Raw genomic sequence first — 12,777 nt, 5'->3', positions numbered from 1 at the left:
CTCGTGTGAGCGTTTCTCGATCGGGCACGAACTCGGCTGCCACGCTCGCCGGCGGTTCGCTCACCATGCGGGCTCGTCGCGAAAGCCGAATTCGTGGTCGAGGTCTACCTTCCACCCAAGGAGCCTCGATGAATCGCAGAACCGTGACGGCGGGTACTGTCCTGGCCGTGCTCGCCGGCTTGGCGGTCTCCACGACCGCCCAGTCGGCGTCGGCCGACCCGCCGCCCACACCCGGCTCGCAGGCACTGGCGGTAGCCGCCGCCGACCGAGCCGTCTCAAGTGGCTTCGACAGCCTCGCGAAGGGGCCTGACGAGCAGTACCAGCGGCAGGCGGTGACGCCGTGGGTCGACGATCTGTACTCCGTCGCCTATGAGCGCACCTACCGCGGCCTCCCGGTCGTCGGCGGCGACGCCGTCGTCCTGGCCGACGGCAAGGGCCGCGTGCGCGCGACCCAGGCCGCCACCGACGCGCGAATATCGGTGACCACCCAGCCGACCGTGGACGCGGCGGCGGCGGAAAGCACTTCGCGCGCCAAGTTGGCGTCGGTCGACAAGGTCGAGTCCCATCGCCTCGTCGTCCGGGTCAAGGACGGCAACAGCGCGCTCGCGTGGGAGACCGTGCTGGCGGGTCGTACCGCGACCGCGCCCAGCCGACTCCACGTCTTCGTCGACGCGAGCACGGGCACGGTGCTCGACACCGTCGACGACGTGAAGGCGGGCACCGGCAACAGCCAGTGGAACGGCCCGAATCCGCTCACCATCGACACCACGCAGTCGGGCAGCACGTACACGCTGCGCGACCCCGGTCGTTCCGGCCTGAGCTGCGCGGACTACAGCAACGGCCAGGTCTTCGCCAAGTCCACCGACTCGTGGGGCAACGGCCAGGCGTCCAGCAAGGAGACCGGCTGCGTCGACGTCATGTGGGCCGCGCAGAAGCAATGGAACATGCTCCGCGACTGGCTCGGTCGCAACGGCCACAACGGCAACGGCGGCAGCTGGCCGGTCAAGGTCGGCCTCAACGACATCAACGCCTACTGGGACGGCTCGTCCGTCGCGATCGGCCACAACCAGGCGAACCAGTGGATCGCGTCGATGGACGTCGTGGGCCACGAATTCGGGCACGGCATCGACCAGTTCACCCCCGGCGGCGCCGGCACGGAGCCGGGTCTGGGCGAGTCCACCGGTGACATCATGGGCGCGCTGACCGAGGCGTACGTGAACGAGCCGTCGCCGTACGACACTCCGGACTACACGGTGGGCGAGGTCGTGAACCTGGTCGGCCAGGGCCCGATCCGCTACATGTACAACCCCTCGACCAACGGCGACCCGAACTGCTACAGCTCGGCGATCCCCGGCACCGAGGAACACGCCGCTGCGGGACCGATGAACCACTGGTTCTACCTCCTCGCCGAGGGCACCGCCCCCGGTGGCGGCAAGCCCAACAGCCCCACCTGCAACAACACTTCCCTCACCGGCGTCGGCATCCAGAGCGCGGGCAAGGTCTTCTACGGCGGCATGCTGCTCAAGACGAGCGGCATGACCTACAAGAAGTACCGGACGGCGACCCTGAACTCGGCCAAGGCGCTCGACGCGAGCTGTGTGCTGTTCAACAAGACCAAGGCGGCCTGGGACGCGATCAGTGTGCCGGCCCAGACGGGTGACCCGACCTGCGTCGGCGGCCCCGGCGACCCCGACTTCTCGATCAGCGTCAGCCCGACCTCGGGCAGCGTGGCGCCGGGCGGGACGACCACGTCGACCGTCGGCACCGCCGTGACCTCGGGTACCGCGCAGACCGTGAACCTGACCGCCTCGGGTCAGCCGACCGGCGTCGCGGTGACCTTCAACCCCACGTCCGTCCAGGCGGGGGCGTCCTCGACGCTGACCGCGACGGCGGCGGCGACCGCCGCACCCGGCACCTACGTGATCACGGTGACCGGAACCGGCACCACCACGCACACCGCCCAATACACCTTGACCGTCACCGGTGGACCCGGGGGCAACGCGCTCCGGAACGGCGGCTTCGAACAGGGCACCGCCAACTGGACGCAGAACGCCAACATCATCTCCAACAGCACCACGAACACCCCGCACGGCGGCTCCTGGTACGCCTGGATGATGGGCTACGGCAGGACCGCCACCGAAACCCTGACCCAGACCGCCGTCACGATCCCGAACACGGCCGCACCGAAACTCCGCGTCTGGATCAAGACCACCACCCAGGAGACCGGCTCCACGGTCTACGACACCCTCAAGGTCAAGATCGGCAACACCGCCCTGGCCACCTACTCCAACGTCGGCGCCACCGGCACCTACGTGGAGAAGACCATCGACCTCACCGCCTACAAGGGACAAACGGTCACCGTGCAATTCGCCGGAGCCGAGGACTCGTCACTCAGGACCACCTTCCTGGTCGACGACATCAGCATCTCGTGACCTCGTGATCCCCTGACCCAGCACACCCGATGACCGCCCCGCTCCCGGCACCCCACGCCGGGAGCGGGGCGCCCGTGCGATTCGGCACAGGACGACGCAGGGCGGATCCGGCGGTCACGGCGCCGGGGCGGGCGGTCAGGTCGCCGGGGTGAGGGGCGGCACGGTGGTCGGGTCGTCGAGGGTGGCTTCCCGGCCGGCTCGAAGGGCGCCACGCAAGGTGGCCTCCTGGGCCAACACGCCGGTCACGATGGCGGGTTCGAGGTGTGGTGTGGCCAGCCGGCGGCCGGACAGGGCGGCGTCGATGCCGGGCGTCAGCCACCGGTGCCACGTGGCCAGGTAGCCGCCCAGGATCACCTCGCCGACGTCGACCAGGCCCGAGATGGCCAGGACGGCGGCACCGAGCGCGCGGCCCGCGTCGGCGAGGGCGGTGGCCGCGCGGGGGTCGCCGGCCCGCAGGCGGTGGTCGAGTTCGGCGAGGGCGGCGTCGACGCCGGTGGTCGTGGCCGGGTCGGCGAGGCCGGCGGCGGCGGTCAGCGGTTCGGGGCCGACGTACATCGCCAGGCAGCCGCGGGCGCCGCACGGGCAGTCGGGGCCGTCGAGGGCGAGCGGGATGTGGCCCACCTCGCCGGCCATGCCGTGCGTACCGGTGTGGATGCGGCCGTCGATCACCAGGCCGCCGCCGACACCGGTGTCGGCCTTGATGTAGGCGACGGCGTACGGCAGTTCGCCGCCGAGCGCGGCGGCCCGCGCATGGTACTCGGCGAGGGCCGCGGCGTTCGCGTCGTTGACCACGTCGACCGGGCAGCCGAGGTGCGGCAGGTGGGCCAGCACCAGCGCGCGCAGGTCGGTGCGTTGCCAGCCGAAGTCGATCGCGGCGGCGACGGTGTGCCCGGGGCCGGTCACCGGGCCGGCCATCGCGATCACCACCCGCGCGAGGTGGACGGCGGGCGCCTCGCGGACGACCGCCGCGGCCCGGGCGATCTCGCTCGCGATCACCGCGACCAGCGGCGCGGGATCGCCGAAGGGCGCGTGATGCACCACCGAGGCCCGGTGCACGACCGTGCCGGCGAGGTCCGCGGCCAACACCTCGACGCGCTCCAGTTTCACCTGCACCGCGATCGCGACCACGCGACCCGGTACCAGGCGCAGCAGCCGGCGCGGCCGGCCCCGCCCGCCCGACGACGCCGAGCCGACCTCGTGCACCAGGCCGCGCCCGATCAGGTCGGCGGCCAGGGCGGTGACCGAGGCGTGCACCAGGCCGGTGGCCGCCGCGACCTCGGTGCGCGCGCAGGGCCCGTGCGCGGCGATGTGCCGGAGCACGAGCGCGATGTTGTGGCGGCGGACGGCGGCGGTGTCGGTCGGCCGGCCGTCGTGGCGGTCGGTCGAACCGCCGGACGGGCTGCCGGCGGGGCTGCCGGCGGCATCGCCGACGAGACCGCCGGTGGAGCTGCGGGTGGGGCTGCCTGCGGGGCTCTTCACGAGATCAATTCTGCCCTGGCGAGGAGGCGGGCCCCGGAGACGTGGGAGACCTCGGCCATAGTATTTTTTCAACTCTTGCAATATTTACGGACCGGGGCGGATACTCGCCGGTAGAAGGACCTCGGCAACCCCGCAAAGGACCACCCCGTGCCCCAGCAGCAGCCCCTCGTCACCACCACCCTCGGCCCCGTCCTGGGCACGTGGCAGGACCACTCCGCCCGCTTCCTGGGCATCCCGTACGCCAAGCCCCCGGTCGGCGACCTGCGCTTCGCCGCCCCCGAGGCCCCCGAGTCCTGGATCGAGCCGCTGGACGCCGGCGCGTACGGCCCCACCGCCCAGCGCCGCACGTTCGGCGACGGGCCGACGATCATCCCCGAGCCGTCGATCCCCGGCGAGGGCGTGCTCAACGTCAACGTGTTCACCCCGAACCCGACCCCGGACGCCGCGCTCCCGGTCCTGGTCTGGATCCACGGCGGCGGCTTCATCGCCGGCTCCGCGGCCAGCCCCTGGTACGACGGCACCGCGTTCAACCGCGACGGAGTCGTGGTGGTCTCGCTCGGCTACCGGATCGGCATCGAGGGCTTCCTGCACCTCGACGGCGCCCCGGACAACCGCGGCGTCCTCGACTGGATCGCCGCGCTGCGCTGGGTCCGGGACAACATCGCGGCCTTCGGCGGCGACCCGGCCAAGGTCACCATCGCCGGCCAGTCGGCGGGCGGCGGCGCGGTGCAGACCCTGATGGCCACCCCGTCCGCGCACGACCTGTTCCGCGGCGCGATCTCGGTATCCGGCGCGGTCATGGAACCGCAGAGCCGCGCGGACGGCGTCGCCGTGGCCGAGCTCTTCACCGCGCGTACCGGCGTCCCCGCCACCACTGCGGCGCTGCGCGACCTGCCGGACGACGAGATCCTGCGCCTCCAGGACCTGGTGATGGCCCCCGAGCCGGGCGCTGCGGCGCTCCCGGGGCTGCTGCTCGCCCCGTTCGCGGACGGCGGGCTGATCCCCGAGCAGGTCCCCGCCGCGTTCCGAAACGGCTCCGCCACCGCCGCCCCGCTGATGCTCGGCGCGACCCACCACGAGTTCAACGCCGCCGCCGAGTTCACCATGCCGGACGCCCCGATCGAGGCCGCCCGCGGCATGCTCGGCGCGCTCGGCCTGGCCCCCGAGGGCATCGACGCGTACCTCGCCCTGCACGAGGGCGCGACCCCCGCCCAGGTGATGGGCCAGGCGCTCACCGACTCCCTCTTCCGCGCCTCGTCGGTGGCCATCGCCGAGGCCCGCGCGGCCCGGGGCCTGCCCACCTGGCTGTACGCCTTCGAGTGGCTCTCGGCCTCCCCGATGTTCGGCGGCAAGGCCTTCCACTGCGTCGACCTGCCCTTCGCGTTCGACCTGCTCGCCGCCGAGGGCGCGGAGACCGCCACCGGACCCGGGGCCCCGCAAAAGCTCGCCGACGCCATGCACGGCGCCTGGGTCGCCTTCATCCGCGACCTCGACCCGGGCGCCCAGTGGCCCCGCTACACCCGCGAACACCGCGACACGATGATCTGGGACACCACCCCCCACACCGCGACCGACCCCCTGGCCGCGGAACGCGAGATCTGGAGCACCCACCGGACCCCGACGGCCTGACCCGGCCCCCGCCACACCACCGCACGACGCCGGCCCGTCACCCACGTGGGTGACGGGCCGGCGTCGTGCGGTGGTGTGGCGAGGCGCGGCCGGGCAATCGACCGAATGGGTTCGGGATCGCGGCGCGGGCGCACCGGCCCGCCACGGTCCCGAGCGGGGTGGAGCGTCACGCGGCGAGGAACTCCCGGTGTGGGCCGGGGAGTTCGCCGGCCGTCACGCGACCTGCGGACTGGTCCGTGATCGGGCCGGGTCCGGATGGGTCAGCGGCGGAGGTCCGGGTGGTCGATGCCCTCGAAGGGGGTGACGCGGACGATGGGGGGCTTGCCGGCGCGCTGGGGAATGGTCTTGGTGGTGCCCCAGGGGCGGTCGGCCAGGGTGACCGTGAGGACGTACGTGTTGGCGCAGCCGGTGCAGTCGTAGCGGTCGTGCCACTCGTGGACGTCGGTGGGGTTGCCGGGGGTGCGGGCCGCGTGGCGGTAGGTGGCGTGGCAACGATCGCAGCGCTCGCCGGGCTCGCAGGTGCTGCCGCAGGGGCAGGGCTCGTCGAAGCTCGCGGCGGGCTCCCAGTAGCGGGTGCGCAGGGCCGCGGCGGTCTTGGTGCCCGGTGCCTTGGCGAGCGGTGGGACGATCATGCGACGGGCGGCGACGACGTACGACTCGCCCGAGGCGGCCATGCGGCCGCGGATCACGCCCTTGCGGACTCGGTTGGTGGTCATGCTTCCTCCGACGGTTGCCCACGATCGGGTGCGGTGACGGCGCGAACGGGTCCTCGGGTTCGGGACCCGCGTGGGCCGGCCGTCACGGTTCACGATATCCGCAGTCGTCGGTGGGCCGTAATTCGGCGTGAATTCAGCGCGGGCGCACCGTTCGGGGCCCGGCCACCTCGGCGCCGAGGGCACTCACGCGCGAGCGCAGTTCGCGGTCGGCGGTCACCACCAGGCAGGGCCGCCGGGAGCCGCCGTCGTGTTCGGCCCGCACCAGCTCCACCATCAGGTCGTCGCCGCTGCCCGGGGCCCGCGCCACTCGGAGACCGGCCGACTCGGCGACGCCGCCTGCCGCGCCCTCCACGACCAGGACCAGGTCGAGCGGGCCGCGGCGGGCCCAGGCCGGCGCGTCGCTCGTGGCCGGCAGGCCGTGTGCGGCCAGGGGCAGGAGCGCGTCGCGCAGCCGTTCGGTCGCCGCCTTGCGGTCCTTCCACCAACCGTCGGGTACCGACCCGACGACGTTGGCCGCGTCCACGATCACCAAGGGGGGCGGCTCGTCCCCGTCGTGCTGCCGCGTGTGCTCGGACATGTCGCCATCGTCTCGAAAACCCACCCGTCGGGCCGGCGGGTGGGTTTTCCAGCCCTGTTCGGGGGTCCTGTCGGCACCCGGCCGCCGGGTGGGCGGCGACCGGGTGCCGGGCATGACGGCGTACCGGGGTCAGGAGGCCGACGGGATGGCCGCGAGACCGTTGCGCCACAGGGTGTTCACGCGGCTGCGCTCGGCCGCGTTCGGGTTCGCGTTCTGGCAGGACGTGCCCGGACCGCCGCCGGACATCAGTTCGCTGCACGGGCCCGAGTAGTGGTCCGGCAGGCCGAGGACGTGGCCGGTCTCGTGGGCGGTGACACGAGTGGAGTTGTACTGCTGGTTCTGCCGGTAGTCGAGGAAGATGTAGCCGTTTCCGTGGCCGTCGGTGCTCGCGTACGAGCCCCGCGAGGAGTTGCCCTCGTAGTAGGAGAAGTCGGCGTTGCTGCCTTCCTGGAGGCGCACGTTGGTGACCGAGCTGTTCCAGATCTGCGTGGAACGGGCTATCTGGGTGCGGAAGCTGGGCGCGTTGGCCGTGGAGTACACGACGGTGACGGCCGCGGTCGAGTCGGGCGCGGCGGCGCGCTTGGTCGCCACGGACTTCATCACGGCGTCGAGGAACGCCTGGTTCTGCGCCTGGTCCTCCTGGCCGGAGTACGCGGCGGTGACGCGGGTCGGGGCCGCGACCGAGGCGGGGGCGGCCGCGGCGGCGGGGGCGGCGACGAGTCCGGCGGCGAGACCGAGGCCGAGGGCGGTCGAGAGCAGGGTCTTACGGGATACGCGGGGACGCGCAGGGGACATGAAGGGCTCCTTGGGGGGCGGAGAACCTGTTCGGTGCGCAATGAGTCTCACGGGAGCCCGGTCCGCCCCGGATGATGACAACCGGCGATAGCACGGTCGTATCACCCCCTTTCGAGCCCCGTAACCCTCCATTCACGCGTAGTGTTACGACAATTTCACACACCGTGCCCGGATCTCGCGCGCGCAGGTGTCTGGTAGGACCTTGGTGGAGCGTCCTATCCTCCGCTCATGGAGCTCGAGGTGAGGCACCTCCGCGCACTGTGTGCCATCGGCGACACCGGCAGCCTGCACGCCGCCGCCCGCCTGTTGGGCATGACCCAGCCGTCCCTGACCGCGCAGCTCAGACGGATCGAAAACGCTTTGGGCGCACCCCTGTTCGTCCGCGATCGGACCGGCAGTCGACCCACCCCGCTCGGGCTCACGATGCTGCACCGGGCCCGACCCATCATGGCCGAGATGAGCGCACTGGTCACCGACACCCAGGCCGAGGCGGTCCGAACCGCCGGGCCACAGTTGCGAATCGGCGGTACCGCCAATCGGGTGATAGCCGACTGGCTGCGCCGGCTGCGCGTCCGGCTCCCCGGCACCGACACCTATCTACGCGTGGACGTCTCCGCCAACAGCCTCCTCGGCATGGTCGCGGCGGGGCAGCTCGACGTCGCGTTCGTGCACGAGGTCGAGGGCTTCCCGCTGCGTGTTCCGGACGGGGTCCGTCGGCGCGTGCTGGTGGACCGGGAACCGCAGTTCATCGCGCTGCCCCCGGACCATCCGGCCGCCGCCGAGCCCGAAATAAAGCTCGCCGAACTGGCCGAGGACCAGTGGATGGTCGACCCGAGCGTGGACGGCGAATGGGAGGGCCTGCGCAAGGTGTTGTCCGATGCCGGCATCAACCCCCGGATCCTGCACGGGGATTACCTCACCGCCGCGTCCCTGGTCGCGATCGGCGAAGTGGTGACGCCGTGCCAGCCGACTTCCCGGCCGCGGCCGGACATGGCGGTGCGGCCGTTGTCCGACGACCCGCTCGCGGTGCGGTTGTTCTTGGCCTTCCGTACCGAGAACGGGCCGGCGCCCGGGCTCATCGACGCGGTCTATCGGGAGTTGGAGGCCGCGTATCGGGAGGCGGCCTGGCTTGCGGTTGGCTATCGGCAGCGGCTGTTGCGGGAGGACAGCCCGTTGTTGCGGTAGGGGTTTGCGGTGGTGGTGGGCCGGGTCCGTCCGGTTGCCGGGACGTCCTCAAGCGCCGGACGGGCTGAAAGGCTTGGCCTCAAACGCCGGCCGGGCTGTCTGGCCTCAAACGCCGGCCCGGCTCATTGGCCTCAAACGCCGGCCGGGCTGCTTGGGCTCAAACGCCGAACGGACTGCTTGGGCTTGGGCGTCGGGCGGACTGCTTGGGGTTGAGCGCCCGACGGGCTGCTTGGGGTTGGGTGCCGGGTGGGCTGTTTGGGCTTGGGTGCCGGGTGGGCTGTTTGGGGTTGAGCGTCCGACGGGCTCTTTGGGGGCGAAGGGCGGTGCGGCTGGGTGGGGTCGAATGTCGGGCGGGTGTGAATGGGGCGACCGGGGTTGCGGGTGGGGGGTCGGTGCCTGATCCCGAGGGGGTGGTCGGGGGGTGGAATGATGGCTGTCCTTTGGTTCGACCAGACAGCGAGGAATTCTCATGAGCACCCCCGACGCCGGTACCCCTGCCGTGGTTCCGGGCTCCGTGCGTGATGCCGCCGGGGCCACGCTCTCGGCGGAGGCCGCGCGATTCGCGGGGCTCGGCTGGATGCGCGGTACGTCCGGGAACCTGTCCGTCGTGTTGTCCCGGGAGCCGCTGCGGCTCGCGGTCACGGCCTCGGGGCTGGACAAGGGCGAGTTGGCGCACGACGACCTCGTCGTGGTCGACGCAGCAGGCGTGCCGGTGCCCGAGGAGGCGAGCACGCCCCCGCGCAGGCCGTCGGCCGAGGCCGGGCTGCACGCGCGCGTGGTGGCGCTGACCGGTGCGGGCGCGGTCTTCCACGTGCACACCCTGGCGGCCGTACGCGCGGGCAAGCGCTGGCCCGGCGGGATCGAGCTGCGCGACCTGGAGATGCTCAAGGGCATCGGCCGGTCCGCGCACGACGAGACGGTCACCATCCCGGTGATCGCCAACAGCCAGGACATGACCGAGCTCGGCGACCGCCTGGCGGCCGCCCTGGTGCCGGGCGTGCCAGCCGTGGTGGTCGCCTCGCACGGCCTGTACGTCTGGGGCGCGGACCCGCTACAGGCGCGCCACCACGTCGAGATCGTCGAGTGGCTCCTGGAGTACCGCATCGCCGAGGGCTGAGCCGGGCGGCGCGGGCCCTCACGTGGCGAGCCGGGTCCGCGCCGCCGGCGGGTCAGTACTCGCGCACGCCCGTCTCGTTGACGATCGCGCTGATCAGCCGCACCGGCGTGACGTCGAACGCCGGGTTGAACGCGCGCGAGCCGGCGGGCGCGACCCGGACGCCGCCCCACTCCAGGACCTCGGACTCGGGGCGCTCCTCGATGGTGATGTCGTCACCGTGCGCCGTCGCGTCGTCGAACGTGGTCAGCGGGGCCGCGACCACGAACGGGATGCCGGCGTCGGCGCACGCGAGCGCGACGCCCACCGAGCCGATCTTGTTGGCGGTGTCGCCGTTGACGGCTATCCGGTCCGCGCCGATCACCGCGACGTCCGCCAGGCCGCGCAGGATCGTGCTCGCCGCGGCGCCGTCCGGCTGGACCAGGTGCACGATGCCCTCCTGCTCCAACTCCCAGGCGGTCAGGCGCGATCCCTGGAGAAGCGGGCGGGTCTCGTCGACGTACACGAGCTCCAGGACGCCGCGCGCGTGCAGTTCGCGGATGATCCCGAGCGCGGTGCCCCACCCCGCCGTGGCCAGCGAGCCGGTGTTGCAGTGGGTCAGCACGCGCAACGGGCGGCGCTCGACCCGGGACATGATCCAGTCGGCGCCGTTGCGGCCGATCGCGTGATTGGCCTCGACGTCCTCGCGCACGACGGCCGCGGCCTCGGCGAGTACGGCGTCGACCCCGGCGGGCACCAGCGGGAGCACCCGGTCCACGCCGCCGGCCAGGTTGACCGCGGTCGGCCGGGCGTCCCGGATCCGCTTGACCTCGCCGGCCAACCGGGCCGCGTCCCAGCCCTCGCGCTCGCCCTGCAGCAGCGCCACCGCGACGCCATACGCGCCGGCCGCGCCGAGCGCCGGGGCGCCGCGCACCGCGAGCCGGCGGATCGCGTCGATCAACGCGTCCACCTCGGTGATGTCGAGGTACACGATCCGCTGCGGCAGCGCGGTCTGGTCGAGCAGGCGCAGGCCGCCCTCGTGCCAGGCGAGCGAGCGTATGTCGGTGGCCATCGGAGGTCCTACCTTTCCGGGCGGATGGTCGAGCGACGGGCGCTGGAGCGGAAACAAGCGAAAGCGTGTGGAGACAAGCGAAAGCGTGCGGAAACACCGGCCCGGCGTACTGCCGCGACCGACGTCCTTCCCGGTCACGGCACTACGGATGCTACGTCGCCGCCCGTACCGACCCCCAGCCGCGACCCCGGCCGCGACCGCATCCGGGACGGCTGCGTGTTGCCGCGGTAACCGAATGTTCACATCGTGGACAAACTGTCCACATCGTGAACAAGCACGGGAAGTGCCTGGTGGGGGTGCTAATCTCCCCCGCAACCAGTTGGATGTGATCATCACTCGAAACTCGAATGTGATCCTCGCATCGGCACCGGACTGGTCCGATCCGAAAGGAGTGGCTGTGGCCGACACGTGGCGTTGTGACGTACGTATCGAGTGCTGCGGCTGCTCCATGGCGTGTGGACGTCCGCCGCTTCCGATCGACAAACGCGGCGTATCCGTCCGCCGCAACGGCCGCTGTCGCTGTCGCCGGCACTGACCCGATCGAACCGGGGCCGTTTCGGCCCGCACCGATCGAGACCCGCGCAGCACCGCCGCCCATGACCGAGGCGCCGTCGGGCGCCGAGAAGCCCGGGACCGCGAGGCTCCCGTCCCCAAGCCGCCGACACCGCGTCGCCCGCCGGTGTCGACACTCCTCCCAAGGACGCTCATGTACCGCATCACCGCCCGCCACCGCCTCGCCGTGGCCGCCGTCGTCGTCGGCACCGCGCTCGCCGCGACGGCATGCAACGCCTCCGCCGACAAGGACAAGACCCCCGCCGCCGGAGGCGGGGGCGCGGACCCCGCGAAGAACATCGTGCTCGTCACGCCCGAGCCGATCGGGGTCAACGACTTCCTCAAGCTCGCCGCCACGGGCGCGCAGAACGCCGCCAAGAAGCAGGGTGGCGCCGCGACGGTCCTGGAGAGCAAGGACACCAGCGCGATCCAGCAGAACGTCGAGGCCGCCGTGCGGCAGAAGCCGTCGGTCGTGGTGGCCGTCGGCTTCGAGTTCTCCGACGTGCTGGCCCAGCAGGCCGAGGCCAACCCGAAGCAGCAGTTCCTCTTCGTGGACTCGTGCACCGCCAAGCCGTACCCGAACATCACCTGCGCGACGTTCCGCGAGCACGAGGGCACCTTCCTCGCCGGTGCCGAGGCGGGCCTGTTGACCAAGACCGCCAAGGTCGGCGCGGTCGTCGCGCTGGACAGCCCGCAGATCCGCCGGTTCTCCGACCCGTTCGGCGCGGGCGCCAAGCAGACCAACCCGGCGAGCGCCTTCACCCAGCTGTTCGTCGGCGGCCAGAAGCCGTTCAACGACCCGGCCCGCGCCGGCGAGCAGACCGCGTCGCTCAAGGCCAAGGACGTCGACCAGATCATGGGCGCCGCCTCCGCCGCGGGCAACCTCGGCGTCTTCAACGCCGCGAAGGCGGCCGGCGTGCAAGCGTTCGGCGTCGATGTCAACCAGTGCTCGGCCGCGCCCGGCACCGTCGTCGACAACGTGATCAAGCGCACCGACATCGCGGTCGAGAAGGGCATCGAGCAGATCGCCGCGGGCAAGGCCGGCGGCGTGACCTCGTACGGCCTCAAGGAGGGTGGCATCACGCTCACCGGCCTGGAGACCGGCGTGGAGACCTCGCAGTGCCTGATCGCCCAGCACCCCGACGTGATCAAGACGGTCCTGGGCCTGCGGGACCAGATCGTCTCCGGCGGCATCACGGTCGCCGACCCGGCCACCGCGAAGTAGTCGCCGCAGCCGTGGCGGCCAC

General features: G+C 72.1%; 9 protein-coding genes and 1 pseudogene. 5 read left to right on the top strand and 5 right to left on the bottom strand.

The genetic code is table 11. The features are described from left to right. Positions 1-128: 128 nt before the first annotated feature. Positions 129-2,007: pseudogene (locus tag OG928_RS28950) on the top strand (M4 family metallopeptidase); the annotation flags it as partial. Positions 2,008-2,567: 560 nt separating this feature from the next. Here the strand turns inward: OG928_RS28950 and OG928_RS28945 are convergent. Then, positions 2,568-3,911, bottom strand: a complete 1,344-nt coding sequence (locus OG928_RS28945) for an ROK family protein (protein WP_406289097.1) — start codon at positions 3,909-3,911, stop codon at positions 2,568-2,570. Between the two features lie 147 nt (positions 3,912-4,058). Between OG928_RS28945 and OG928_RS28940 the strand changes: the two genes are divergently transcribed. Then, positions 4,059-5,540: a carboxylesterase/lipase family protein gene (locus OG928_RS28940; protein WP_406289095.1), complete on the top strand. Its 1,482-nt coding sequence runs from the start codon at positions 4,059-4,061 to the stop codon at positions 5,538-5,540. 260 nt (positions 5,541-5,800) lie between these two features. Here the strand turns inward: OG928_RS28940 and OG928_RS28935 are convergent, their stop codons facing one another. The 3 genes from OG928_RS28935 to snpA all read right to left on the bottom strand — a co-directional run bounded on the left by OG928_RS28935 (position 5,801) and on the right by snpA (position 7,628). Then, on the bottom strand, positions 5,801-6,256 hold the full coding sequence (locus tag OG928_RS28935) for a hypothetical protein (RefSeq protein ID WP_406289094.1): 456 nt from the start codon (positions 6,254-6,256) through the stop codon (positions 5,801-5,803). Between the two features lie 133 nt (positions 6,257-6,389). Continuing rightward, entirely contained in the window at positions 6,390-6,833 is a 444-nt protein-coding gene (locus OG928_RS28930) for an NTP pyrophosphohydrolase (protein WP_406289092.1), read from the bottom strand. A 129-nt stretch (positions 6,834-6,962) separates the two neighbouring features. After that, on the bottom strand, positions 6,963-7,628 hold the full coding sequence (gene snpA / locus OG928_RS28925) for a snapalysin (protein WP_406289090.1): 666 nt from the start codon (positions 7,626-7,628) through the stop codon (positions 6,963-6,965). Between the two features lie 228 nt (positions 7,629-7,856). Between snpA and OG928_RS28920 the strand changes: the two genes are divergently transcribed. Both OG928_RS28920 and mtnB read left to right on the top strand, forming a co-directional pair. Then, entirely contained in the window at positions 7,857-8,813 is a 957-nt protein-coding gene (locus tag OG928_RS28920) for a LysR family transcriptional regulator (RefSeq protein ID WP_406289088.1), read from the top strand. Positions 8,814-9,282: 469 nt separating this feature from the next. Beyond that, positions 9,283-9,930 (top strand): methylthioribulose 1-phosphate dehydratase, encoded by a 648-nt coding sequence (gene mtnB, locus OG928_RS28915; RefSeq protein ID WP_406289085.1) that lies wholly within the window; start codon positions 9,283-9,285, stop codon positions 9,928-9,930. Positions 9,931-9,982: 52 nt separating this feature from the next. On the opposite strand, the gene mtnA is transcribed toward mtnB, so the two are convergent. Next, entirely contained in the window at positions 9,983-10,978 is a 996-nt protein-coding gene (mtnA, locus tag OG928_RS28910; RefSeq protein WP_406289082.1) for an S-methyl-5-thioribose-1-phosphate isomerase, read from the bottom strand. Between the two features lie 706 nt (positions 10,979-11,684). On the opposite strand from mtnA, the gene OG928_RS28905 reads away from it, so the two are divergent. Beyond that, positions 11,685-12,755 (top strand): BMP family ABC transporter substrate-binding protein, encoded by a 1,071-nt coding sequence (locus tag OG928_RS28905; RefSeq protein ID WP_406289079.1) that lies wholly within the window; start codon positions 11,685-11,687, stop codon positions 12,753-12,755. Positions 12,756-12,777: the final 22 nt, after the last annotated feature.

It is taken from the genome of Embleya sp. NBC_00896 (assembly GCF_045207785.1).
Taxonomy (GTDB): Bacteria; Actinomycetota; Actinomycetes; order Streptomycetales; family Streptomycetaceae; genus Embleya.
Note: the sequence above shows the minus strand (reverse complement) of the source record. Positions and strands in the feature narration are given on the sequence as shown.

What these genes read in the sequence shown, in the direction of transcription:
- OG928_RS28905 (WP_406289079.1), top strand. Translation starts at nt 11,685, where the DNA reads ATGTACCGCATCACCGCCCGCCACCGCCTCGCCGTGGCCGCCGTCGTC.
- mtnB (WP_406289085.1), top strand. Translation starts at nt 9,283, where the DNA reads ATGAGCACCCCCGACGCCGGTACCCCTGCCGTGGTTCCGGGCTCCGTG.
- OG928_RS28930 (WP_406289092.1), bottom strand. Translation starts at nt 6,833, where the DNA reads ATGTCCGAGCACACGCGGCAGCACGACGGGGACGAGCCGCCCCCCTTG.
- OG928_RS28935 (WP_406289094.1), bottom strand. Translation starts at nt 6,256, where the DNA reads ATGACCACCAACCGAGTCCGCAAGGGCGTGATCCGCGGCCGCATGGCC.
- OG928_RS28920 (WP_406289088.1), top strand. Translation starts at nt 7,857, where the DNA reads ATGGAGCTCGAGGTGAGGCACCTCCGCGCACTGTGTGCCATCGGCGAC.
- mtnA (WP_406289082.1), bottom strand. Translation starts at nt 10,978, where the DNA reads ATGGCCACCGACATACGCTCGCTCGCCTGGCACGAGGGCGGCCTGCGC.
- snpA (WP_406289090.1), bottom strand. Translation starts at nt 7,628, where the DNA reads ATGTCCCCTGCGCGTCCCCGCGTATCCCGTAAGACCCTGCTCTCGACC.